Annotated in this window: 23 protein-coding genes; 16 read left to right on the top strand and 7 right to left on the bottom strand. The window is 43.1% G+C overall.

Annotated elements, in window-relative coordinates:
• Window positions 1-4: 4 nt before the first annotated feature.
• The 4 genes from OU792_RS07580 to tilS all read right to left on the bottom strand — a co-directional run bounded on the left by OU792_RS07580 (window position 5) and on the right by tilS (window position 5,699).
• Window positions 5-2,701, bottom strand: a complete 2,697-nt coding sequence (locus tag OU792_RS07580; protein ID WP_274669885.1) for a hypothetical protein — start codon at window positions 2,699-2,701, stop codon at window positions 5-7.
• A 92-nt stretch (window positions 2,702-2,793) separates the two neighbouring features.
• Complete coding sequence (gene mdh / locus OU792_RS07575; protein WP_024284817.1) at window positions 2,794-3,729, bottom strand: malate dehydrogenase; 936 nt, start codon at window positions 3,727-3,729, stop codon at window positions 2,794-2,796.
• Window positions 3,730-3,861: 132 nt separating this feature from the next.
• Complete coding sequence (locus OU792_RS07570) at window positions 3,862-4,377, bottom strand: Crp/Fnr family transcriptional regulator (RefSeq protein WP_100628219.1); 516 nt, start codon at window positions 4,375-4,377, stop codon at window positions 3,862-3,864.
• Complete coding sequence (gene tilS / locus OU792_RS07565; RefSeq protein ID WP_134201547.1) at window positions 4,377-5,699, bottom strand: tRNA lysidine(34) synthetase TilS; 1,323 nt, start codon at window positions 5,697-5,699, stop codon at window positions 4,377-4,379. Before tilS ends, OU792_RS07570 begins: the two co-directional genes overlap by 1 nt.
• A 48-nt stretch (window positions 5,700-5,747) precedes the next feature.
• On the opposite strand from tilS, the gene OU792_RS07560 reads away from it, so the two are divergent.
• From OU792_RS07560 to OU792_RS07515, 10 genes are all read left to right on the top strand, one after another.
• Window positions 5,748-7,421 (top strand): OstA-like protein, encoded by a 1,674-nt coding sequence (locus OU792_RS07560; protein WP_134201548.1) that lies wholly within the window; start codon window positions 5,748-5,750, stop codon window positions 7,419-7,421.
• A gap of 134 nt (window positions 7,422-7,555) precedes the next feature.
• Entirely contained in the window at window positions 7,556-8,272 is a 717-nt protein-coding gene (locus OU792_RS07555; protein WP_134201549.1) for a T9SS type A sorting domain-containing protein, read from the top strand.
• A gap of 66 nt (window positions 8,273-8,338) precedes the next feature.
• Window positions 8,339-9,247 carry an outer membrane protein assembly factor BamD gene (locus OU792_RS07550; RefSeq protein WP_134201550.1) on the top strand — a complete coding sequence of 303 codons (909 nt, stop codon included), beginning with the start codon at window positions 8,339-8,341 and terminating at the stop codon, window positions 9,245-9,247.
• Window positions 9,248-9,249: 2 nt separating this feature from the next.
• Entirely contained in the window at window positions 9,250-9,561 is a 312-nt protein-coding gene (locus OU792_RS07545) for a DNA-directed RNA polymerase subunit omega (RefSeq protein WP_024284823.1), read from the top strand.
• Window positions 9,561-10,775, top strand: coding sequence for a bifunctional phosphopantothenoylcysteine decarboxylase/phosphopantothenate--cysteine ligase CoaBC (gene coaBC / locus OU792_RS07540; protein WP_274669884.1), 1,215 nt, complete (start codon window positions 9,561-9,563; stop codon window positions 10,773-10,775). The genes OU792_RS07545 and coaBC overlap by 1 nt, the downstream gene beginning before the upstream one ends.
• Before the next feature lie 15 nt (window positions 10,776-10,790).
• Window positions 10,791-11,699 carry a type IX secretion system protein PorD gene (gene porD / locus OU792_RS07535; RefSeq protein WP_222584655.1) on the top strand — a complete coding sequence of 303 codons (909 nt, stop codon included), beginning with the start codon at window positions 10,791-10,793 and terminating at the stop codon, window positions 11,697-11,699.
• 35 nt (window positions 11,700-11,734) lie between these two features.
• The gene (gene recN, locus OU792_RS07530) at window positions 11,735-13,387 is read left to right on the top strand and encodes a DNA repair protein RecN (protein WP_134201553.1); all 1,653 of its coding nucleotides are present in this window, start codon (window positions 11,735-11,737) and stop codon (window positions 13,385-13,387) included.
• A 62-nt stretch (window positions 13,388-13,449) separates the two neighbouring features.
• Window positions 13,450-14,265, top strand: coding sequence for an enoyl-ACP reductase FabI (locus tag OU792_RS07525; RefSeq protein WP_026945239.1), 816 nt, complete (start codon window positions 13,450-13,452; stop codon window positions 14,263-14,265).
• Between the two features lie 133 nt (window positions 14,266-14,398).
• Window positions 14,399-15,982, top strand: coding sequence for an amidohydrolase family protein (locus tag OU792_RS07520; RefSeq protein WP_134201554.1), 1,584 nt, complete (start codon window positions 14,399-14,401; stop codon window positions 15,980-15,982).
• A 24-nt stretch (window positions 15,983-16,006) separates the two neighbouring features.
• Entirely contained in the window at window positions 16,007-16,807 is an 801-nt protein-coding gene (locus OU792_RS07515; RefSeq protein WP_134201555.1) for an alpha/beta fold hydrolase, read from the top strand.
• A 23-nt stretch (window positions 16,808-16,830) separates the two neighbouring features.
• On the opposite strand, the gene OU792_RS07510 is transcribed toward OU792_RS07515, so the two are convergent.
• Both OU792_RS07510 and OU792_RS07505 read right to left on the bottom strand, forming a co-directional pair.
• Window positions 16,831-17,718 carry a glycoside hydrolase family 16 protein gene (locus OU792_RS07510; RefSeq protein WP_274669883.1) on the bottom strand — a complete coding sequence of 296 codons (888 nt, stop codon included), beginning with the start codon at window positions 17,716-17,718 and terminating at the stop codon, window positions 16,831-16,833.
• Window positions 17,719-17,782: 64 nt separating this feature from the next.
• Window positions 17,783-19,201, bottom strand: a complete 1,419-nt coding sequence (locus tag OU792_RS07505; RefSeq protein WP_026945242.1) for an Ig domain-containing protein — start codon at window positions 19,199-19,201, stop codon at window positions 17,783-17,785.
• A 361-nt stretch (window positions 19,202-19,562) separates the two neighbouring features.
• Between OU792_RS07505 and OU792_RS07500 the strand changes: the two genes are divergently transcribed.
• From OU792_RS07500 to rimO, 6 genes are all read left to right on the top strand, one after another.
• Window positions 19,563-20,015 carry a MarR family winged helix-turn-helix transcriptional regulator gene (locus OU792_RS07500; protein WP_026945243.1) on the top strand — a complete coding sequence of 151 codons (453 nt, stop codon included), beginning with the start codon at window positions 19,563-19,565 and terminating at the stop codon, window positions 20,013-20,015.
• 78 nt (window positions 20,016-20,093) lie between these two features.
• The gene (locus OU792_RS07495; RefSeq protein ID WP_274669882.1) at window positions 20,094-20,621 is read left to right on the top strand and encodes a YceI family protein; all 528 of its coding nucleotides are present in this window, start codon (window positions 20,094-20,096) and stop codon (window positions 20,619-20,621) included.
• 85 nt (window positions 20,622-20,706) lie between these two features.
• Window positions 20,707-21,663 (top strand): ring-cleaving dioxygenase, encoded by a 957-nt coding sequence (locus OU792_RS07490; protein WP_274669881.1) that lies wholly within the window; start codon window positions 20,707-20,709, stop codon window positions 21,661-21,663.
• Window positions 21,656-22,267: an alpha/beta hydrolase gene (locus tag OU792_RS07485; protein WP_274669880.1), complete on the top strand. Its 612-nt coding sequence runs from the start codon at window positions 21,656-21,658 to the stop codon at window positions 22,265-22,267. The genes OU792_RS07490 and OU792_RS07485 overlap by 8 nt, the downstream gene beginning before the upstream one ends.
• A 55-nt stretch (window positions 22,268-22,322) precedes the next feature.
• Window positions 22,323-23,111: a tRNA pseudouridine(38-40) synthase TruA gene (locus tag OU792_RS07480; RefSeq protein WP_274669879.1), complete on the top strand. Its 789-nt coding sequence runs from the start codon at window positions 22,323-22,325 to the stop codon at window positions 23,109-23,111.
• 133 nt (window positions 23,112-23,244) lie between these two features.
• Complete coding sequence (rimO, locus tag OU792_RS07475) at window positions 23,245-24,558, top strand: 30S ribosomal protein S12 methylthiotransferase RimO (protein WP_274669878.1); 1,314 nt, start codon at window positions 23,245-23,247, stop codon at window positions 24,556-24,558.
• A gap of 126 nt (window positions 24,559-24,684) precedes the next feature.
• Here the strand turns inward: rimO and OU792_RS07470 are convergent.
• The coding region (locus OU792_RS07470; RefSeq protein ID WP_274669877.1) for an outer membrane beta-barrel protein at window positions 24,685-25,258 on the bottom strand (574 nt) is incomplete at its 5' end.

Here is a 25,258-nt window from a genome sequence, read left to right as displayed (position 1 = left end):
TCAACTAGGCCGAAAGGAAATAAGTGATCATTTGATCACCCATGATGGTATGTATGGCGTACTGATTTGCCCTTTGGTCAAAACTAATTTGAATCGGACCTGAACTATCCAACGGCAAGTTGGTCAGCAGGTTACCCGAAAGATCATAGAGATAAGTGAAGTTTTGCAGAGGGTCTGTCACTGCAAAAATCTGTCTATCCGATCCAAAATCAAAATATTGATACACAAGTCTTTCTTCAGAGACGCGGATATTAAACAAAACCTCCTGCTTGGAATTGAAGACTTTGAGCTGGTTGAAGGTTTTGGAAAGGATGATAAACTGATTCTGATTTTGATCAGGGATTAACTTGAATTCGCTGTCTCGATCATCTTTTTCCAGTTGATTTCGATTGACCACCTCTCCGTTGAAACTCACTTCGATTACCTGGCCATCTGTGCTGACTCCGGTGAGGACAAATCGATTGGTGGTGGTAGATTTTCCAAAGAATAATTCAGACTGGAAGCTCGCGCTAAGGTCGAAAGGCGATCCGGATTGCTTTTCCCCTCTTCGATTGAAAAGATGAAGCTTGCCTGATGAAGTGAGCGTGCCCATGTAGTCCCCTACGCCCGGTACCCGGTAGTGTCGCGGACTTTGAAGGCTATTCTCCGAGATTGGATTTGGGTTCCATCCCTCCAGTTTATTTCCTGTTTTATCCAGTAAAAGGAGGTTCGCAGACTCCGTTGCTACAAAGTACCGATAGTCTCGGGTATTGTCATAATCAACCAACTGCAAGTGAGTAATCGATTCTTTGAGATCAAAAGGATAGCCGGTCAATGGATTTCCAAGCCGGTCAATTCCGTAAATTTTATCCTTGGTGGCAAGAAGCAGCTGGAGTTTTCCATTTTTGAAGTAGTCAACTTGAAAGGCATCACTGATAACGGGGCCAGATAGTGGATACCGATAGACTATTTCTCCAGCTGAGTTTATGAGGTATAGCGTATGGTCCTGGTCCTGAAGGATCAAATCTTTTGAGTTGTCCTGATAGTTGATGATCTCCTTTGGTCCCCAATTTAGCCATTGATTGAATCTCAGGACCTGATCTGATTGGAGATTGACTTGATTTTCGGCGATTTCTATTTCTGGTGCTGTCTCATCAAAAGTGATCAAAATGCTGCTTTTTGCTTCTTCCCCGATTTGATTTACCCGGAGTGTCAGATAAGGGAATGCACTAAATACTGGTCTGTATTTTTGGAAATAGGAACTCCAGGAACTGTTGGTTAAAGTGGTCCATTTATTCCAGATTTCCTTGATTCGATAGGTCTGCGAGAAACCAGCGCTTGGGCTTAATGCTGCCCTCAGATAATCTGGAAGTGCATTACTATCCCAGGTATAGCCTCTGTTAAGATCGTCAAGAAGCATTTTGACCGCTTCTTGCGAATTGGCAAATAGAATGATATTACCTCGACGAATCACAAAAGTCTGTGGAAAGCCCACAAACTTTCCTGAAAAAAGATAAGCGGGAAGCTCCTCCGTGGGAACGTAGAAAACTTCATCATTTCCATAAAAATCAGAATAGGTTTCACTTTCTTTTTGTAAGTAGTTTTTTAGAATATCGAGGGGCTCATTGTCGTTGAGGAGTCTCGCTACCAAGACTAGATTTGAGCTGCCATCAGCTCTCGATTCAAGTTCTTGTAGGTAAAATTCCCCACCAAACCCATCCAAAAATCCTTGATCAATTAAGTTTTGCTGTACTTCGGCTTGGATAGTGGATTTTGGGACGAAACCTCGATTTTCTAGCTGCTGAATTTCTGCTATCCCTTGTAAATTGAATTGGGTTAGAGAGACCGTTCTGGCAGAGATAGCTTTTTGAATTTCAGAAATATTCGCAGCAAGGGAGGGGGTGAAGGAAGGTGCTTCGCTGAAATCCAAATTCCCCTCAAATCTGATTTGATTAGCATCCAAAAAGAATTCGTAAGCGACAGATGCATCAAGATTTTCCAAAGCCCGAATTTGCTGACTTTCTCTTTCCTTAATTACTCCTTTCAGAAAGCTTGCAAGGCTTTTTCCTCTGAGCCAAAGCGTAGCCAAGCCTTTTTCGCCGGAAGCTGTCAAGTTAGCCGGGATCAATTCATCTGCGGGAACCTGAGACTTTCTAATTGCCTCCTCCACTAGAAATGATGATTCGGAAAGGACCAGAAGCCCATTTAAATAGGTGAAACTCATCAGTCGGGAGTCGGAGCCTTGGGTGACTTCAGTGATTTCAGTTTCAGAATAAGTTCTGGCTACAAGTTTGGTTTCTCCCGAAATATTGGATTTGATACTTGATAAAAGGTTTTCAAGAGAGGACTTATCCAATTGTAAAATATAGAGTAGATCAAAGCTTTCAGCTCCTGTGGGATGGTAGGAGATGGTTAGGTTGTTTCCATTGAGTAATCGGGATATGTGACCCTGGAATCCTGTGAGGCTGTCTAAGGTCGAGAGATTAGTGGCGATTTTTTCAAAGCTTGGGATGGTTTTGATTTTTTCCCAAAGTGGGTGATTGACCAGCTTATTCCAGCTTTGATCAGCTTGATCTGATTCTAGAACAAAAACGGCATTATCACTGATTAACTGCTTGTTTTCCAGCGTAGATGAGGAAAAATAATCGGAATAGAGCAGGTAGCCCGCAACTGTGGCAACCAAGATAATGGCGAGAATCAATGCACTTTTACCAATATTCAAGGGGCTGGAATTTTGTGGTTAAGGTACAAAAATTAGACCCGGAATGCAGCTTTTTCAAACTAGATCCCGGGTCTTTGAATTTAGAAGTTCAATTACTTGGACAAATTGTCAAGTACATGCATTACTTCTTTCACGTGGCCTCTGGAAACTTCCAAAAGAGCCTTTTCTTCTTCGTTGAGATCCAATTCGATTACTTTTTCGATTCCGTTTTTGCCGAGGATGACAGGTACGCCAAGATAGCAGTCATCAATACCATATTCGCCATCAAGCTTGATGCAGACTGGGAATACGCGACGCTGATTCTTAAGGATTGCCTCTACCATCTGAGCAGCAGCAGAACCAGGTGCATACCATGCGGAAGTTCCCATCAATTTTACCAATTCACCGCCACCGAATTTTGTTCGCTCGATGATTGCGTCCAATTTATCTTTAGCTACTAGCTCTGTCACAGGAATACCAGCAACAGTGGTGTAGCGAGGAAGTGGAACCATCGTGTCGCCATGTCCTCCCATCAAGATAGCCTGAATCTCTTTTGCAGAAACATTCAGCTCCTCTGCCAAGAAAGCTCTGTAGCGTGCTGTATCGAGAATTCCAGCCATACCCATCACTTTGGTACGTGGAAGGTTGGAAGAGAGGTGTGCCTGATAAGTCATCACATCGAGTGGATTAGATACTACGATGATGATGGCGTCAGGTGAATGCTTGATTACGTTTTCTGTTACAGACTTCACGATCCCTGCGTTGGTTTCGATCAAGTCGTCACGGGTCATCCCTGGCTTGCGTGGTAGGCCTGAAGTGATGACAACTACATCTGATCCGGCAGTTTTGCTGTAGTCATTAGTACTACCGACTGTACGCGGGTCATATTGATTGATCGGGGCCTTTTGCCAGATATCCAAAGCCTTGCCCTCGGCTACGCCTTCCTTGATATCTACCAAAACAATTTCTTCCGCGATTTCGCGATAGGCCAAAACGTCAGCGCAAGTTGCTCCTACGTTTCCAGCCCCAACTACGGTTACTTTGCTCATGATTTTATAAATTTTTATGAATGAATTGCCTAAAAAGCGCCGCTAAGTTAATTAACAATGACAGGATTAGAAACCCGAAAGGAAATACTTTGTTGGATGGTATTTGACTTAAGGATAAGCGGCTGTCAATTGTCACTCAAACATTTGCCGAAGGCTAAAAAATCCAAATGACTCCCGGTAGGAGCGAAAGAGGCGCTGATTGTTTTCGTTGTAATATTCTGCAAGCGCCGTCATCACCTTGGCTTTGATTTTTGGATTGCTTTCGAAGATCTCTTGAATAGCAAAATGCGGGATCACGATCAACTCTGCCTCATCCGAACTGACAATCGCGGTGTAGATTCGTTTGGTGTTTTGTAAAAGGGAGTTTTCTCCAAATGCCTGGCCACGATTGATTTCCATGATCATCTCAAAATTGTCCTTCACATCTATCGTCAGGTGCACTTGTCCTTTCTTGATCAAGTAGATGGCTTGACTAGGGTCTTTACTGAAAAAGACCACCTCATCTTTGACATATTTACGGACATGCATGGCCGGTAAAAAACGGGATAGCTCTTTATTTTTCAACTTTTCAAAAAATTTGATCGGCCTCATGAAATCAAAAGTCTGAAGCTCAGATTCTGTGTAGGATTTGGTAAAAGGATTTTGCATCAGTTTTTCTTTTTGAAATGTAAAGCAACCCGTGTAGCCTCGTCGCACTTGGCCCAGTCTGCAATCCGGTGGCCGATCACCCAGGCGATTTTTCCCTCCGAAATAAGCACTTTGACCTGATCTTTGTGCCAACGGTCTATTTTCAAATCTATCAAAAAATCAGAGACTTTTTTTCCGTTTTTCATCCCTAGAGGTATGAATTTGTCTCCCAACTCCCAAGTCCGGATAGTCAAGGGAAAACTCAGTCGATCCAAATCCAACTGGGCATTCTGACGGGACGTGTCAATTTTCCGGTCAAAAGGTTCTTTCAGTAATTCATAGGTGCCCTCCGGGAGTTCGAGTTCGATGTCTTTTTCATCTAGGATAACAGGATCAAACCGCTCTGAAATTGGCGCCAAAAGCAAGGCTTCCCGGTCTACTGTCAACTGATGAGATGCGCTGAAGAAAACTTTCCCGCTTTCCTGATTTTTAGCCGATTGGAGGGTTGATTCGGCTTGATCCGAGTTGAAGCCGTAGCGCCGAATCCAGTAAAAAAGCAATGTGGTAGCACCTGCCTGATTGATGAAGCTCCGAAAAGGCAAGCTTTCTACTTCTGAATCTTTTTGAAGGTTTTGCGCTAGCCAAATTTCTGATAATCCACCCAGCGCCTTACCGGCATCCTGTAAGCGGTTAAAACTTCTGAGGAGGTTTTGCTTAGCATCTTCACTTACCTCATAGAGGGCGGGGAGTGCTTCCAGCCTGAGCTTGTTTCGCTTATATTCTGTTTTTTGATTCGAAGCATCCTCACGCCAAGTGATTCCATTTTCTTTGGCGAAAGCCAGAATCTCTTCTTTTGAAAAAGGGAGTAATGGACGGATCAAGTAGCCCTTTTTATCCGCCATACCCTGTATCCCATCCAATCCGGTAGTACGCAGGAGATTTAGAAAGATCGTTTCCAACTGATCGTCCTGATGATGGGCAAGAACGATCCCATCCAAGGATCGCTTTTTTATTAAATCATCAAACCAAGCGTATCGAATATCCCTAGCGGCCATCTGTATGGAGATTTTCTCATCCGTGGCTTTACTGGTGGTGTCCGGGTGATGGCTATGGAAAGGAATGCTATTTTCCATGCTCCACTTTTCAATCGAGGATTCATCTGCATCGCTTTCAGCTCCTCTCAGTCCGAAATTCACATGGCCGATCTCAAAGGGGATTCCTATTTCCAAAAGCAAATGTGCCAAAACCATGCTGTCCACTCCTCCGCTACAGGCGAGTAGGTAGGTTTTAGAAGGAGACAAAAGGCCCCGTTTTTCGATATGCTCCTTAAATACTGTTAACATTGATCAAAAATAGCTTTTTCTACTAATTTTGCCCACTTGGACAAGTCTATGAACAGCCGCCTCAAATCATTTTGCCTGATAGCATTTTTATTCCTTCCGATTTTATTGGTTCGGGCTCAGGAAAACAATGCCTTGGAAATCCTTCGTGCAGACTCGCTAAAAGGTGCGATGGGTTTTGAAAGATTGCTTGGTTCTGTCCGAATGAAAAATCAAAGCACCTTGATCGAGTGTGATTCAGCTCATTTTTTCAGAGCAGATAATAAAGCCAAACTATATGGTCGGGTTTTTATCCGAAGTGAAGAAGATTCGGTGACCACCCGAAGTGCTTATGCAGAATATGACGGGAATACGAAACTGGCGAAACTCCGGACCAATGTAGTCTTCACCAATATGGAGACGACTGTTTACACTGATTATTTGGATTATGACCGAGCTGGAAATATCGCCTATTATTTCAATGATGGTCGGGTGGTAGACTCTACCAATGTATTGACTAGTGAGAAGGGGCGATATGAAGTGAATCGGGAACGAATTACTTTCACCGATGACGTGGTTTTGGTCAATCCTGACTACACGATGAAAACCAATTTTCTGGTTTATCTCACCATTCCCAAAACTGCTGAAACCAAAGGGCTAACCAATTTGATTTCCAAAGATGGAAATACCCTGGATGCTTCGAAAGGGAGTTTTTACGATACGCAAGCGAAAAATTTCAGATTCTTTGATGGCTTGGTGGAGACTGAGACAAGTCGGGTCAAAGCCGATGAATTGCTGTATCGGGAAAATGAGGCTTACTATGAGGGGAAGGGAGATGTTCGAGTATTGAACAAGGAACGGGAGGTCGAAATATTTGGAGATCAGGGACAATATTGGGAGGATCGGGGATATAGCCTAGTCCATGGCAAAGCCTTGGTCAGAAGATACTTTGAAACAGATACCCTGTACATGACTGCCGATACGCTGATTTCTCAGGATCATGAATCAGACTCACTAAAATACCTTTTGGCTTTTTCATCCATACAGTTGGTGAAGTCACAAATGTCAGGGATAGCTGATTCGCTGTCTTACAATTATTCAGATTCGACGATCCGCCTATTTCAAGATCCTGCTATTTGGGATAATAGAAGTCAGATTACCGCAGATTCTATGACGTTTTTCATTGAAAATGAACAGCTTCGGAAGCTTTTTGTAAAAAACAATGCATTTGCCGTCATGACTGACACCTTAGTCAATTTCAATCAAATGAAAGGCAGGTCTATGACGGGGCTTTTCGAAAATGGAGATCTAAATACATTGGATATCACTGGAAATGGCGAATCCTTGTATTATGCCTTAGAGGGTGACACCTTAGTGCAGGGAGTCAATAAGACCCTTTCTGCCACGATCAAAATGACCTTTGCAGAGGGAAAATTGAAAAAAGTTAACTATGGGGTAAAGCCGGAGGGAAAGTTTATACCTGTGCAGGATATCGGTGAAGAGGGAGGAAAGCTAGAAGGTTTTGTTTGGCGAAAAGAAGAAAAGCCTACTATGGAGAAAATATTTGCTTGGAGGTCTGTCAATGAGGTGGATCTGGAAGCCGAAAATCTTTTTGAAGTTCCGGAGGCAGAAATCCGAATGCCTTCTGATGAAGAAATGCAAAAGTCCCTAGAAAAGTGGGATACAAATACCAATAAAGGCGGTTTGATCCCATTGAAAAAGGTCAAAGATTTTTCGAACGAATAAAGGCCGGAAATATTTTATAAAGGTTAACAACAATTAACCGCAAATTTTCGTCCCAAGATTACCTACTGCGTATTTTTGTGAGTATATTACTTCTCGAAAGTATCAGACGACAGGCTTATCGAATAGAATTTTACATGAAAGTTTTCCTTAGAATTTTTGCATGGGTTTTTGTGACCCTTCCGCTATTGGCGGAAGCACAAGAGGTCCGTGTCTTAAGCGAGGGACTTTCATTCGATGGCGACATCGGTGCATCACAGCGGAAAACCATCATCCTTCAAAACGAATCCGAGGTTGAAAAAACCTACTTCCTGAAAAATATCAGTGGAGATATTGGTTCTTCGCAGGAGATGAAAATCTGTATCGGAGATGCCTGTTTTGATGCAAAGCGAGATTTAGCCAAAATAAAAGTAACGCTAGCTCCGGGAGAGATTATTACGGATCTTTATTTGGAGTTTTCTCTTGGTATCGCAGAGACTCGTGGAGCCTTTGATTTAATCTTTGTGAATACGTCTAATATTCGGGAATCATTTATTGTCCAAGCTCAATACGATGTCACTGACCCTGCCAAGAAAATCGATGAATCGGATTATGACGCAATTACCATTTCTGAGGTTTATCCTAATCCAAGCAATCGGGTAGCACAACTAGATTACAAGCTGAAAAAGCGAGAAACATTAGCTAAAATCACCATAAATAGCTTTATCGGAAACCCGGTAGCAGAATATGAGCTAGATCCTGAGCGCTCCTCTTTACTGATCAATGTTTCAGATTTCAACCCAGGAGTATATTTCTACACATTATTTGTTGACAATAAAAATATTGTCACCAAAAAACTCGTTGTGAAGAAGTAAACTGAGCCACCCTATCCATTTGAATACCAACTATTATCCCGTATATTTGCGGTCTTGAAAATGAATATGCGAAAAGTCCCCTTTATTTTACTTGTTTTTGTCACTCTTAGCCTCTCCTGTGGCCCATTTGCCAAGTTGGAAAAAAGTACCAACTGGGAGGAGCTCTACGAAGGTGCCAATGACTACTATCAAAAAGGAGAATACAACAAGGCAATCATTCTTTATGACAAAGTGATTCCTATCATCAGAGGTAGCGAAAAGGCAGAATTGGCGGATTACAATTACGCTTATTGTCATTTCAAAACTAAGCGATACATCGAATCTGCCGGTTATTTCAATAATTTCTACAGGACATACAATCGAAGCCCTTTGGCAGAAGAAGCTCTGTTTATGCATGCTTATTCCCTTTTTCTAGATGCTCCTGATTTCAATTTGGATCAGCAGAGTAGCCAAGAGGCAGTAGCAGCAATTCAGCAGTTTGTGACGAGGTATCCCGGCTCGGATAGTTATGAGCGAGCTTTGGAAATGTTGACCGACTTAGAGAAGCGGTTTGAGCAAAAAGCCTACGAAGAGTCGATGATGTACTACCGTTTGAAAGACGGCTTATTTCCAGGAGACTTTCTGAGAGCATGCATTGTCAATTTTCAAAATTTCGCAAAGGATTATCCTGAAAGTGAATACAACGAAGAGTTGGCCTACAAACTGGTAGAGGTAAGTACAGAGTATGCTGTAAACAGTATTTTCTCCAAAAAAGAAGAGCGACTCAACGATGTGTTCCAATATTCGATGAATTTCTATCGAAGATATCCAGATAGTAATTTCACGGCAGAGGTGAAAGACTATGAAAATACAGCCCGTGAAGAGTTGAATAGTCACCTAAAGGTGAAAAGAGATATTGCGGAGCGATCCGAAAAAGCTGCTGACACTACCTCAGTCAGCGCAATAAAACCAACAGAAGAAATTAAACAACGATAAACATGGCAGTTAATCCATCAATCATTACCCGAGATTTGGACAAAGTATCCGAGGAGACCGGGAACATCTATGAGTCTATCCACTTGGTAGGTCAGCGTGCAAAGCAGATTTCCAATAACCTTAAAGAGGAATTGAATGGCAAGCTTTCTGAGTTTGCTTCTACAGTAGATAACCTTGAAGAAGTTTTCGAAAACAAGGAGCAAATCGAAATTTCCAAGTTTTATGAGCGTATGCCAAAACCATCTACTTTGGCAATGGAAGAATATCTGGATGGGAAATTATATCACAGATATCCTGAAGAAGAAACTGAATAATGAATCTCGAAGGAAAGCGAATACTTCTTGGAGTCACAGGTAGCATTGCTGCCTATAAGTCCGCTTTCTTGGTCAGATTATTAGTAAAGGCAGGAGCAGAGGTCCAAGTCATTATGACGGCCTCTGCTCTTGATTTTATAGGCCCTTTGACCCTAGCTACCCTTTCCAAACATCCAGTTTTACATACTTTCCAAAAAGATGAAACGGGCACTTGGAACAACCACGTGGAATTGGGACTTTGGGCAGACTTGATGATCATTGCGCCTCTTTCAGCCAATACCCTTGGGAAAATGGCAAATGGGCTTTGTGATAATCTACTTCTAGCTACCTACCTATCAGCAAGATGTCCGGTATGGGTAGCTCCTGCGATGGATCTAGATATGTATCAGCATCCATCCGTCAGAAAAAATCTAGCTACTATTCAAGGTTTTGGAAACCGACTACTGGATGCCGAAAGTGGAGAATTAGCTTCCGGGCTATCTGGCCAGGGTCGGATGATGGAGCCTGAAAAGATTCTAGAAGAAATACAGCGATTTTTTGAATCCAAAGGTGATTTTTCCGGTAAAAAGGTAGCCCTCACCATGGGACCGACTCTAGAAGCGATTGATCCTGTTCGCTTCATCAGCAATCATTCAAGCGGTAAAATGGGACTAGCACTCGCCGAGGCGTTCTTGGAAAGAGGTGCGGAGGTTTGGGTGATTTCAGGTCCTGTGGCTATTCCTGTGAATAAAGAGAAGTTTCACTGGAAAGATGTGGACAGTGCAGAGGAGATGTTTCATGCAGCCTCAGCTATTCATAGTCAGATGGACATCGTCGTGTTCACGGCTGCGGTGGCAGATTATGCACCGGCTACCGTCGCTACCGAAAAAATCAAGAAGGATGAGGATGCTATGCAGATTCGCCTGAAGAAGAATGTTGACATCGCGAAAGAGTTGGGAAGTAAAAAGCAGCCCAAACAATTTCATGTAGGCTTTGCGCTCGAAACAGAAAATGAAGAGTTTCATGCAAAGGAGAAGCTTCAGCGCAAGAATTTCGATCTAATTGTTCTCAACTCCATGAAAGAAAGTGGTGCAGGTTTTCGTTTGGATACCAATCGGGTGACTGTTTTCTCCAAAAATGGAGGTCAGTGGAAATCTCCACTCGCATCTAAGTCGGAAATCGCCCAATTGATCCTGGATCATATCAAGCGGGAGAGCAGTTGGACGCTGATCTGATTTTTTCTTTATTGTATGAGAATGACAAAAATAATCAGCTTTCTATCCTTGTTTCTGCTGGCCGGAATTGTAAATGCCCAAGAGCTCAACTTTACAGTCACGATCAACAGTGAGCGCTCCAATCTTCAGAATACGGATATTTTTAACCAAATGAAGGCTAGTTTTGAGCAGTTCCTTAATGGACGATCTTGGACCACTGACGAGTTTCGGCCGGAGGAGCGGATCAAAGGAAATTTGCTGATTACCATCAATGAGGCCACAACCGTAGGGTCATTTTCTGCAACAGTCCAAGTGCAAACCGTACGGCCGGTTTACGGAACCAATTATGAAAGTCTCCTTTTCAATTTTGCCGATCGAACTTGGAATTTTGAGTTTATCGAATCTCAACCCCTGGAGTTTAATCGCTTTACCTTCCTTAATAACATCTCTTCGCTTCTAGCTTACTATGCCAATATCGCTCTTGGTTTAGATTACGATAGTTTTCAGAATAAAGGCGGAGATCCCTTTTTTGCAGTTGCCAATGACATTGTAAATAATGCCCAACAATCCGGTCGCGCAGGCTGGGGCCAAAGTAACTCCGACCGGAGAAATCGATTTTGGTTGATTAATGATATTTATACATCTTCTGTTTACTCCTCGATTCGAGAGGCGTATTACCTCTATCATAGACAGGGATTGGATATTTTGCAGATAGACCCTGAGAAGGCCTACCAAAATATGCTTGAAGCAATTCGTTTGGTGGCAGAGGCCAATAAAGCACAGCCTAATGGAATCTTCACGATTTCTTTTATGGATGCCAAAGGAGATGAGATTGCACAGGTATTAAAGAATGCCCCTTTTGAGATACGGACAGAAGCAGTAGAATTGCTGCTGGAAGTGGATCCAAATAATGCGAGAAAGTACAACGAGCTGCTGAAAAGCTAAGCTTGATTTTTTAGCTTTGTACAAACGTAAAATCCATGCTCAAATCCCTCAGTATATCCAATTATGCACTGATTGATGATCTGAAAATGCAACCTGGAGCCGGTCTGAATATGATTACTGGCGAAACGGGTGCGGGAAAATCCATCATGCTTGGAGCTGTAGGATTGCTACTTGGAAAACGAGCCGATACCAAAGTGCTCCTTCATGAGGATAAAAAATGCATTGTGGAAGGCTGGTTTGAACTTGGATCTTACGGTTTGCAAGGATTTTTTGAAGATAATGATTTGGAGTACGAAGAGCCTTGTATCATTCGTAGAGAAATCAGCCCTTCCGGTAAATCAAGATCTTTTGTCAATGATACGCCTGTATTATTGGACGTGCTGAAAAGTCTTGGTGAAAAGCTGATGGATGTACATTCTCAGCATGATACCCTTTTGCTCGGAGACGGAGCCTATCAATTGGGCTTGGTCGATGCCTATTCTCAATCAAATCGGGAGTTGAGTGCTTATCAAGGAGCATACCATGACTTTCGAAAAGCAAAAAAACACTTAGACCAACTCAAGAAGAAAGCTTTGGAGCTTCAGAAAGAGGCTGATTTCAATCAATTCCAACTGGATGAATTAAGTGCCCTTTCGCTTCAGGAAGGGGAGCAGACAGAATTGGAATCCAAGCAAGAAATCCTCGAAAATGCTGAGGAGATCAAGCTTAAGATTCAGGAGGCTAGTGGTCTTTTTGCAGATGAGCAGTTTGGGATTTTGCAGGGGATGGGGCAAATACAGCAGAACTTGCAAAGTCTGGAGAGACTGGCCCATACTTTTGGGTCTATTCGAGAGCGATTTCAGTCTGCCTTGATTGAGGTTAAGGATATTTTGGCTACACTCGAGGAAGAGGATGGACAAATCGAAGTGGATTTTGAAAAACTGGAAGAAATCAGGGAGCGTCTGAGTAAAATCTACCAACTTCAAAAGAAGCATGGGGTGCTTACCGTCGAAGAACTGATCGAGATTGAGCAGCAGTTAGCCGATCAGGTATTCGAATTTCAGAACTTGGATGAAAGCTTGGAAAAAGCTGAAAAGGACTTTGCAGAAGCAGAAAAGGCAATGCAATCTTTTGGAGAAAAGCTCACTAAGAAGCGTATAAGTTGTTTCTCCGACTTTGAAAAATCCATGAAAAGCCTCTTGCAAGATTTGGGGATGGAAAATGCGCAAATCAATTTTCAGCGACAGGAAATTAGCCCAAGTAGTACGGGGCTAGATCAGATTGAAATCCTTTTCTCCGCCAATAAGGGAGGCACTTTGCAGGCACTTAAAAAGGTCGCTTCAGGAGGAGAGTTTTCACGTCTTCTATTTGCAATCAAATATTTAATGGCCGACAAAATGGCTTTGCCTACCTTGATTTTCGATGAAATTGATGCAGGGATTTCTGGAGAGGTAGCCCTACAGATGGTCAGAATGATGAAAGATATTTCAGCGAATCATCAGATTATTTGCATCACTCATCTCCCTCAGGTAGCTGCGAAAGGGGATATGCATTATTTTGTGTTCAAAGACAATTCAGCCTCCAAAACTATATCAAAAATCAAGCTTTTGGATGAGCAGGAGCGTATTCAGGAGCTAGCCAAAATGATAGCTGGAGCTCAGCCTTCAGAGAATGCTTTGCAAAGTGCACGTGAGCTTCTGGCGAATTGAGGGGCTTTACCCAATTTTTAGCTATTTTTGCTAAGAATTTTTGAAATCAACCCAATAGAAATATGCCAGAAAACTTGCTAAAAGGTAAAGTCGGAATCATTACCGGAGCCTTGGATGAAAATTCCATTGCTTGGAAGACCGCGCTAAAAGTTAAAGAACAAGGTGGAAAGTTTGTCCTAACTAATGCCCCTATCGCCATGCGGATGGGTGCCATCAAAGAACTTGCAGAAGAGTGTAATACCATTGTCATTCCCGCGGATGCTACGGTTTTGGACGATATTGAGAAGCTATACGCTGAGGCGAAAGAGTTCCTCGGAGGCGATTTTGACTTTTTGTTGCATTCCATCGGTATGTCACCAAATATCCGAAAAGGCCGCTCCTACGGAGACCTTAACTACGATTGGGCGATGAAGTCTTATGATGTCTCCGCAATTTCATTCCATAAGATGATGCAGGTGGCAGAGAAAATGGATATCATGAAAGAATGGGGTTCGATTGTAGGCCTTTCTTACATAGCCGCTCAGCAGGTTTATCCATTTTATACGGATATGGCTGATGCCAAAGCCTTGCTTGAAAGTATCGCTAGAGGCTATGGATATAGACTAGGTAAGCTGAAAAATGTACGGGTCAATACCATTTCTCAATCGCCGACCAAGACCACTGCCGGTACAGGTATTGGAGGATTTGATTCCTTTTTCAACTTTGCCGAAAAGATGTCTCCACTTGGAAATGCTTCAGCTGAAGCTTGTGCGGATTACATTGTCACGATGTTTTCGGATTTGACCAGAATGGTGACCATGCAAAACCTCTTCCATGATGGAGGATATTCTCACACAGGTATTTCAGAGGAAATTATGGAACAGTTTAAGGATCTATAGTTATTCTGATAAGAATTGTTTTAAAAGTCCGGCTTCTGTCGGACTTTTTTGTTTGCCTTGTCCAAAAGTCATTTTTCCCTTTTGTTTTTTCGGCTAACTTATAGACTTGAATTAACCACCTAACCCAGAAATCATGCGGAAAATTATTCTTGGGCTGATTCTTTCAGTCTTTTCGCTTCATGCCTTTGCTCAAATCATGCCTGCTCCTGACCGGGAGGAGGGTGATGGACCCTATGATAGATTGATCATTCGAGGAGTGACACTCATTGATGGGACCGGGGCGCCTCCTGTCGGCCCTGTTGATATCGTTGTGGAGAAAAACAGAATTACCCGCATTCAAACAGTGGGCTATCCCGGATTACCAATTTCTGAAGGCCGTAGACCCAAAGCAGACGAGAACACGCATGTTTTAGACTTGGAGGGGCATTATTTACTGCCAGGCTTTGTGGATATGCATGGACACATAGGAGGTACAGGTCAAGGAACTCCAGCTGAGTATGTATATAAGCTTTGGATGGCACATGGAGTTACCACAGTTCGTGATCCATCAGCCGGAAATGGCTTAGATTGGGTTTTAAGTGAAAAGAAACGATCGCTTTCCAATCAAATTACAGCTCCTAGACTTTTGGCCTATACTTCATTTGGGCAAGGTGCTGAAAGTCCCATTACTACAGCTGATCAGGCCAAAGCATGGGTCAATGAAAATAAAGCAAAGGGCGCTGATGGCATCAAGTTTTTTGGTGCAAAGCCCGAAGTGATGCAGGCGGCGATTTCCGAAAACAAGCGAATAGGTTTACGGTCAGCCATGCATCATCAGCAGCTGGACGTGGCTCGTTGGAATGTACTCCATTCTGCGCGGGCTGGGCTAACTTCCATGGAGCATTGGTACGGTCTTCCAGAAGCACTTTTTGAAGATCGAACGATTCAGGATTTCCGATTGGATTACAATTACCAGAATGAGCAGCATCGATTTGCAGAAGCTGGGAAACTTTGGAAGCAAGCGGCAAAGCCCTATTCAGAGCATTGGAATAAGGTGATGAATGAGCTTTTGGAGCTTGATTTCACGCTGGATCCGACCTTCAATATTTATGAGGCAAACCGGGACTTGATGCGGGCTCGCAGAGCAGAGTGGCATGACACCTACACCCTACCTTCCTTATGGCGTTTTTACTCGCCAAGTAGACAGTCGCATGGATCTTATTGGTTTGACTGGACTACAGAGGAGGAGCTGCTTTGGAAGGAGAATTACCGTCTTTGGATGACTTTTGTCAACGAGTATAAAAATCGTGGAGGAAGAGTGACTACCGGTTCTGATTCAGGGTTTATCTACCAATTGTATGGATTTGCCTATATCCGAGAGTTGGAATTGCTTCGTGAGGCAGGCTTTCATCCATTGGAAGTGATTCGCTCTGCAACGATGTATGGGGCAGAGGCTTTGGGAATGGACAAGGAGATTGGAACCGTAGAAGTAGGGAAACTGGCAGATTTTGTGATTTTGGAAGAAAACCCACTTCAAAACCTCAAGGTTCTTTATGGAACTGGTGCGATTCGAATAGATGAAAATAACCAACCCATCCGTGTTGGGGGCGTTAAATATACAGTTAAGGACGGGATCGTTTACGATGCAAAGCAGCTTTTGGCAGATGTCAAGGAAATTGTAGATCAGCATAAGGCTCGCGAAAATGCTCGAATCACTCAGCCGGGATTAGATTGGTAGATTTTCACCCTAAAAAGGATTCAAATGCCGCAAATCGAAGCAAATGGAATTAAGCTCTATTACATCGACAAAGGAGAAGGAAAGGAAACGGTAGTTTTCTCTCATGGACTACTTTGGAGTCATAAAATGTTTAATGCTCAGATCGATGAATTGGCGAAGTCTTACCGTGTCATTGCGTACGATCATCGAGGCCAAGGCCAAAGCGAGGTGAAGGAGCCATTTGACATGGAAACCGTAGCTGAAGATGCAGCGGCATTGATAGAAAAGCTCGATTTGGGCAAAGTACACTTTGTCGGACTATCAATGGGTGGATTTGTAGGAATGCGTTTGGCTGCTAGAAGGCCTGATTTGGTAAAGTCTTTGACCCTTTTAGAGACCTCTGCGAATAGTGAGCCGGTAGAGAACCTTCCCAAATACAAAACCTTAAACGGAATAGTCAAATGGCTTGGAGTGATTCCACCAGTCGCCAATAAGGTCATGCCTATAATGTTTGCTCAATCCTGGCTGAACAATAAATCGAATTCGGAAGCGATTAAGAAGTGGAAAAGGGAACTTAGGTCCAATAAGAAAACTATCACTGGACCGGTAGAGGGAGTAATTTACCGAAGAGGCGTGGAAGCTGAATTAGGTGCCATAAAATGTCCTACTATGATTGTGGTGGGTGATGAAGATGTTGCGACAAAACCCGAAAAGGCAAAATTCATCCAAATGGGAATTGCTGGATCGAGGCTTCATATGATTCCCGGTGCAGGTCATAGTTCCTGCATTGAGAAGCCTGAAGTAGTCAATCAGCTGTTGAAAGACTGGTTGAGCGAAAATGCATAAAAAAAAGCCCCGCGGGGCTTTTTTTAATCAAACTGAAAGACTCTTATATAGTCCACAATCATGTGTTGTGGAAATGTTGTGCTATTATCCGGAGATCCGGGCCAGTTTCCACCGACAGCCACATTCATGATGAAGAAGAAATTTCTTCTGAACTCATCTAGTTCGGCAGGAGTGGTATCGATCTCATGATATTTCACATCGTCGATAAACCAGCTAATATTATTTGAGGTCCATTCGATTGAGTAGACGTGGAACTTATCGGCTAGAGTACCTGAAGGAATCTTATAAGAACCGCCAAATTCCGCCCGACTCCCATTATTATCCCAGTGAACTGTTCCATGGACTGTGTTTTCCCTTCCTTGTCCACCGACCATCTCCATGATGTCAATCTCTCCACATCTTGGCCATCCTACTTCAGGGAAGTTTGATCCAAGCATCCAGAGAGCAGGCCATAAGCCTTGTCCTCGAGGATTAACAGCACGTATATCAACCCTCCCGTAACGGAATTGCTGTTTATTCATCGAGATAATGCGTGAGGAGGTATACTCACTTCCTTGAAAGGACTCTTTTTTGGCTGTGATAATTAAATGCCCCCTTTCAACGGAAGTATTTTGTGAGCGGTAGTATTGAAGTTCGTTATTTCCCCAGCCATTGTTGCCAGTTCCTATTTCATGGGACCAATTGGCTGCATCTAGGCTATTTCCTTCAAAATCATCTTCCCAAACTAGTGTCATCCCAGGATAGGAAGTAGGGGAGGTGGCTCCACCGTCAGGAATTGGAACTTCAGAGACGTTATTACCGGGGTTTGAACCTGTGGGATTGTCCGCAGTTTCCGAATCACAGGAAAATAAAACTCCAATTAGAAAAAATGCGGAAAGGGTTTGGCTTGTGTAGTTAAAGATAGTTTTCATACTATTTTGGGTTAAAGAAAAAAAAGGCATCTGGATATTACCTTCCAGATGCCACATTATTAGATTATGCTGAAATCAGCTTGAAAGTCCACCAGATACCGTCTTGGATTTCGATATGAAGTGTCATTCGCTTTACGCCATCTGTTTCGGTCAGGCTTACTACTTGGTAAGTCACGTCAGCCGGAACTGCTACTCCCGCTGTGCTCAACTCTGCTCCGTTGATTACTTTAGAAAGAGCCAGATGAGCTCCTTCTCCAATTAACTTTAAGGAGCTGCCATCGAAGGTGAAGGTGTAGTCTCCTGAGCCATCATGTGGTGCTACAGGAGCGCCACAACCGTCTGCAGCGACACCTTGCCAAGTTTCAAGCCAAGTCTGATCGCCTAGATCATAAGAGTAGGTGCCATCTTCAGCGAATGTGTAGATATCGTCAAAGAAGCAGGCTCTGGTAGTCACATCGTCTGCGGAGTTAGCAAAAAACTCGGTGCTTCCAGCTGAAGGACCTACACCAAAGGCTCCTGCTATTGGCTCCATTTTCCAATTTCCGAAAATAGACGCAGATTCACCTCCGCCATTGTCAATTTCACCAGAAATCAGTTTGAAGTCCCACCATACACCAGAACCAGCTTCGATTCTTAGCGTCATTCTGCGGGTATTTCCGTCTACAACTGGGTCAACAATGGTGTATGTAATTTGGTCAGGAATAGCTGCTCCCTGAGAAACTTCACCAGCATTGTTCACCTTAGGAAGACCTAGATAAGCACCTTCACCAATCACAGTCAAAGTGGATCCAGCATAAGTATATTGATAGGTGCCTCCAGCATAAGGAGCTACTGGAGTACCGCATCGGTCAGAGTCAACTCCTTGCCAAGTTTCCAACCAAGTTTGATCTCCAAGGTCAATAACGAATGATCCATCGGCTCCAAAAGTATATGTGTCGTCATAGAAACAAGCTCTTGTGGATACTCCTGCTCCGTCAATTGCGAACCACTCCGTGCTTCCAGGGCTTGGTCCCACTGCAAGAGAAGCTGCCACTGGCTCAACCACCCAAGTACCAGTGATATCAAAGTCTGGCTGTGCTGAGGCCACTTCAAATGTAACATTATCAGTTGCTGTATTTCCATTGGTATCTGAAACTACAACGTCAAAGTTGTAAGTACCAGCATCAAATCCACCCGGAACACTAATAGTAACTGTCTGCTGATCACCACTTAGCGCCTCTGATCCAGAAGTAACTGTGGCTCCTCCTGAAGTGATGGTGTAGTCAAGGGAGGCAAGGGAGCTAATGGCTCCGTCATCCGTACCGTCATCCAGAGTTACGGAAATTCTAAAATCTTCTCCTTCAGTCAATCCAGAGGTGATGGATCCCAGAGTGATTTTTGGAGGAGTGTCGATCACATCAATGTCTGCGAAACCGTTGTCGCAGGCCCAGCTTACTACGAGCAGGGAGAGCATTGTGATAATTTTGGGAAAATTGTTTTTCATGGGTATTAGTTTTTTTCCCTAATTTCTTAAACCGATTCGCAGACCCCAAATAAAGAGCTTCTACAACTATTCATCAAATGTAGAATTTGGCTACATCAAAAACACATCAAATATTGTAAAAAACCCTTATAAACTAGTTTAAATCAATGTTTTGATCTGAAATTCTTTTCACACTTCCGGTTTTTATTTTCTCAGGTCAAAGACTTTTGAAAAGGCTCAAACTCAAGAAATCCGCTTCAGTTAAGGAGTTTTTTTCGGAAGTATGATTTCCACTTTTTCGCTCATTTAAGATAATTTTTTTCCAATTCGGAAACCTTTTAATATATTTGTATGTATATACATTAAATTCAATTGTATAAAAATGGGGAAGTTAGAAGAAGCCATCCAGCAGAAAGATTTTATAGATCCTTATCATAAGGCTGTGGTCAATTTATTATTCACGCATAGTTATGTGGTGGGCTATCAAAATGCTCTTTTGAAACCCTATGATTTGTCTCCAGAGCAATACAATGTATTGAGAATACTGCGAGGTCAAAATGGGAATCCCACTACTGTATCCTCTATTCAGGAACGGATGCTTAATAAAATGTCCAATGCATCTCGTCTGGTAGAAAAGCTAAAGGCCAAAGGTTTGGTACTGCGTGAAGAATGTCCAACTGACAGAAGGCAAGTGGATGTGATGATTTCAGCTGAAGGACTGAAGTTGCTGGAGAAGTTGGAGACACGGATTCAGGATTCGAATAAATATTACATCAAGCTCAGCGAATCTGAGGTTAGAAACCTCAATATGCTGCTTGATAAACTGAGAGGCTAAAAAATTTACGTTTATCTATGTATAAACACTAATTGTAAAAACAAATAATATTTCATTTCACTTAAATCAATAAAAATTATGAGTACAGCAAAATGGGTAATTGACCCAACACATTCAGAGGTATCTTTCAAAGTAAAGCACCTAGTAATTTCCACCGTAACTGGATATTTTAAAAAGTTTGAGGGAGCCGCAGAAAGTGAGTCGGATGACTTTGATGGAGCTAGTGTTTCCTTCACTGCGGATATTGATAGCATTGATACCAATCAGGGCGACCGAGACAATCATTTGAAATCAGCTGATTTTTTTGATGCAGCTAATCATCCTAAGCTTTCTTTCTCTGGAAGAATTTCAAAGAATGGAGGGGACTATCAATTGGTAGGAGACCTAGAAATCCGTGGAACCAAGAAAGAGGTAACGCTTGATGTAGACTTTGGTGGAGTAGCTGGTGACCCCTATGGACAGACTAAGGCGGGCTTCGAAATTGAAGGAAAAATCAACCGGAAAGAATTTGGACTTACTTGGTCGGCAGTCACAGAGGCAGGCTCGGTAGTTGTTTCTGATCAGGTTCGTTTAATGCTAAGTGTACAGCTCGTAAAGCAAGCATAAAAGCCTCCGAGGTTTTGTTTTAAAACCCCGAAGGCTATCCTTTGGGGTTTTTTGTAAAATCTTATTCATCTAAAATTTCAATCTTATGACCACAAAGCCATTAATTTCCGGGATACACCATATCACAGCGATAGCTGGTAATCCTCAGCAAAATATTGATTTTTATACAGGAATCTTAGGATTAAGACTTGTAAAAAAGACCATCAATTTTGATGCGCCGGATGTCTACCATTTTTACTTTGGCGATGAGTTGGGTAGGCCAGGTACAGTATTTACCACCTTCCCATTCAAAGGTGCTCGGCGCGGGACTAAAGGAACTGGTGAGTTGACCTATACAGCCTTTTCCATTGGGAAAGATTCACTTGCTTACTGGAGAGACCGCCTGAAGAAATTTGGAGTTGCCGTTTCAGATGATTTGACTCGGTTTGGAGATTCCCTTATCCGATTTGAAGATCATGATGGGATGGGACTGGAGTTGATCGCGAGTGATCGAGATGATCGAAAAGGATGGCCACAGGGACATATACCTGCTGAGCATTCAATCAAGGGATTTTTTGGAGCAACTCTTTACTTACAAGCCAAGGAGCCCACTGAGAAGCTTTTGACAGAGCTGATGAATTATCATTTTGTTGGGCAAGAGGGCAATCGCTTTCGCTATGCCACAGCAGAAAAGCCGGGCGATATCGTGGATATCCTAGTTGATCCAAATGCCCGAAGAGGGATGCAAAGCGCCGGGACGGTTCATCATATTGCTTTCCGTACGGATAATGAAGCCACCCAACTGGAAGTGCAGCACTTATTGATGCAAAATGGTTTGGGTGTCACCGAGGTAAAGGATCGGAATTATTTTCGAAGCATCTATTTCCGTGAGCCGGGAGGTGTGTTGTTTGAAGTGGCTACCGACGAGCCTGGCTTCGCAATTGACGAGGAAGAAGCGCATTTGGGTGAATTGCTGAAGTTACCCGATTGGGCGGAATCATCTCGGGAAGGAATAGAAAAAGCACTTCCAAAAGTTGAAGTAAACCTATCAGACTATGAATAAGCTAATCAATGAAGGACAAAAGCCCCAAAAAGGAAAAAAAGCAGCAATCATGATTCATGGTAGAGGAGCTTCTGCAAAAAGTATCCTCTCTTTGAAATCGTATTTGAAGTTGGATGATTTTGCATTGATGGCTCCTCAAGCTCCAGGAGGAACTTGGTATCCCTACAGCTTTATGGCACCTGACCATTCCAATCAGCCGGCATTGGATCAATCCCTGAGTCAAATAAAAGAAGCTTTTGATAGTTTGCTCACAGAGGGGGTGGAGCCAAGCGATATTTTTCTGATCGGCTTTTCGCAAGGGGCTTGCCTGAGCTTGGAGTTTGCCGCCCGAAATGCCCAAAAGCTCGGTGGCGTAGTGGCCTTTACAGGAGGTCTGATTGGAGAGCAGATTATTAGGGATAATTATCAAGGAGACTTTGAGGGTACGCCGGTTTTGATTTCCGGTAGTCAGCAAGACATGCACGTGCCCCTAGAGCGGATGAAAGAGTCGGGAATACTTCTCACCAAGCAAGGTGCAAATGTCAAATTGTTGAGCTTTCCTGATTCGGCTCATACGATTCGACAGGAGGAGATCGACTGGGTCAACCAGCATATTTTGGGCTAAAGGATTCTCGGGAAGGTTTTGGTTTTTGTCAAAAGTTAAATTCATACTTTTGAGGATGCAGACCAAAGCCTTCTCCTACTTATTTTCTATCTCCTACTTTGGTGCCCGCTTCAAGGGCTGGGCTATCCAAAAAGGACAGCCAACCATTCAGGGTAAATTAGAGCGTGTGCTGAGATTCGTTTTGGGTCATGACGATTTCACCTTGTTGGGCGGAAGCCGGACAGACTCCGGGGTGAGTTGCAAGCAGGGGTACTTTCAGCTTTTTCTTTCTGATAAAAATGATTTTGCTGAGGAAACCATATCTGCCATCAATGAAAACCTAGGAGGAGAAATTCAGATTCAATTCATGGGGCCTGTTCGCCGGGATTTTAATTTGATCAAAGCCTCAAAAAGGAAGGTTTATCGCTATTTTTTCACTGACACCAGCGACACTCCCGCTTTGCATGCTGCTTGGCTTCAGCTAGTTTTCGAAAAGCTTGATTTGGGTAAAATGAATGAAGCCGCCAAAGTATTTGTAGGGAAACATGATTTCAGAGCTTTTTGCACTCCTTCGCATACCAAGACGGATTTCGAGCGGGAAATTTCACGCTGTCAGATTTTGCTGGCGGATGAGATTCCCTACAAAAATCTAGCTGATCCGGTGTACTATCTGGAAGTGGTTGGAACCGGCTTTTTGCATCATCAAGTCCGGAAAATGATGCGGGCCATTTGGTATGTAGGCTCAGGGCAATGGGATTTGTCCGAAATCGAAAATAGACTAAAGAGGCCTTCAGAAGATTGGAAAAAAATCCCACCTGCTCCTGCGACGGGTTTGGTTTTGTGGGATACGGTTTTAGAAGTTTAAATCTAAGAGTGCTAGAAATGCTTCAGGTTGGAAGGTTGTAAAGTTGGAGGTCTCAATCTTGCAACTTTACAACTTTCTTCACTTTCCAACCCAATTTTACCTACCTTTGCACTCCAAATTTGAAGCGAATTCTGTGAAAGCGAGAACATTAAAGAAAGACAAAGTCAATATCATCACCATGGGTTGCTCCAAAAACCTGGTGGATTCCGAGGTCCTTTTGACCCAACTGAAAGGCAACGGGATCAATGCCAGTCATGAGTCCAGTTCGGATGATAATAACATTGTCATTATCAATACCTGTGGGTTTATCGATAATGCCAAGCAAGAGTCCATCGATACCATTCTCCAATATGTGGATGCGAAGGAGCGAGGCTTGGTCGAAAAAGTCTACGTGACAGGCTGCCTTTCACAGCGCTATAAGGATGACCTGGAAAAGGAGATTCCTCAGGTGGATGCCTTTTTTGGAACGCGGGACTTGCCGGCAATTTTGAAAAAGTTTAAGGCGGACTACAAGCATGAGCTGGTAGGAGAGCGCTTATTGACACATAATGCGCATTATGCCTACATGAAGATCTCTGAAGGCTGTGATCGGCCTTGCTCCTTCTGTGCCATCCCGCTGATGCGAGGAGGACATGTATCCCGACCGATTGAGGAATTGGTCAAGGAAGCACAGCATAAAGCCGCTCAAGGAACCAAGGAGTTACTTTTGATCGCTCAAGATTCGACCTATTACGGATTAGATTTGTACAAAAAGCGGAATCTTGCCGAATTGCTGAGACAGCTTTCTGATGTGGAGGGAATCGATTGGATTCGTCTGCACTATGCTTATCCTACCGGCTTTCCGATGGATGTGATTGAAGTGATGAAGGAGCGATCCAATATTTGCAACTATTTGGACATTCCTTTGCAGCACGGTTCTACAGATGTGCTAAAGGCCATGCGTCGCGGTACCACACGTGAAAAACAAGAGGAATTGATCTATAGAATACGGGAAATGATTCCAAAAATTGCGATCCGGACTACCTTGATTGCAGGCCATCCGGGTGAGGGAGAAAAGGAATTCCAAGAGATGGTGGACTTTGTGGAGCGAATGAAATTTGAGCGATTGGGTGTATTTACTTATTCGCATGAAGAAAACACCCATGCATTTGGGATGGAGGACAGACTTTCACAGGAAGAAAAGCAGGAAAGAGCCAACCATTTGATGGAGGTTCAGGAGCAAATCTCCTATGACCTGAATCAGGAGAAAGTTGGGAAAACTTTCAAAGTGCTTATTGACAAAAAAGAAGGAGGGTATTTCGTGGGCCGAACAGAATTTGATTCCGTAGAGGTGGACAATGAAGTGCTGATCGATGCCTCCAAGTTCTACTGTCGTGTTGGTGATTTCGTAAATGCCAAAGTGACGGAGACTACGGAGTTTGATTTGTATGCGACTCTTGAAAGTTAAGGTTATGCTGCTTTTCCGAAAGCAGCATTTATTTTAACCAAAGAACATACTCCGATCACAATCGGAGAGGAAGCAGGTTAGCTAGAAAAAAAGCCCGGTAATTTTGATTCTACCGGGCTTAGTTTCTTACTTTTTCAAAGGGATTTTTAAACCAACTTGAAGGGTCTTCCTCGTTCTTCTTTCATCGAAAACTACTCCACCGGTTTGCCCGATGGTCGCTCTTTCATTTTTTGACAAAGAAGTCAAGGTCCGATCAAGCTGGAACTCAATACTGATTATTTTGTAGTCAAATCCAACTCCCACAGTTCCGTTGATATAGAACGGACTAAAGCTATCGATCAAGGCACTTTGAAATTCCTGAATGGCCTGAGTGGCATCCCTGTTTTCTTGCTCTGAAAAATTCGATTCATAAACCGATGAAATGCTGGGATTGGAATTAAAAGAGAAAGTTGGTGAAACACCGGCAAATAGCCGCAGGTATTCAAAAAACTCCAATCGATGACCGATTATCAGTGGGATTTCAACTGCATTAGTTCTAACTCGCATATAGTGCCCCAGAACATCCGGACTAGGTAGATTGGCGGGCATTTGATATCCGATATCATCCTGCAGGAAGTTGAGCCCCGAGGAGAGGTAAAAACCTTCGAAATTTCTTCTGATAAATACTTTAAATGAAGGCATAGTAAATCTATAGTCATCT

The sequence above is a fragment of the Algoriphagus sp. NF genome, from assembly GCF_028823735.1.
In the GTDB taxonomy this organism is placed as follows: domain Bacteria; phylum Bacteroidota; class Bacteroidia; order Cytophagales; family Cyclobacteriaceae; genus Algoriphagus; species Algoriphagus marincola.
This window is presented reverse-complemented; position numbering and strand designations above follow the sequence as displayed.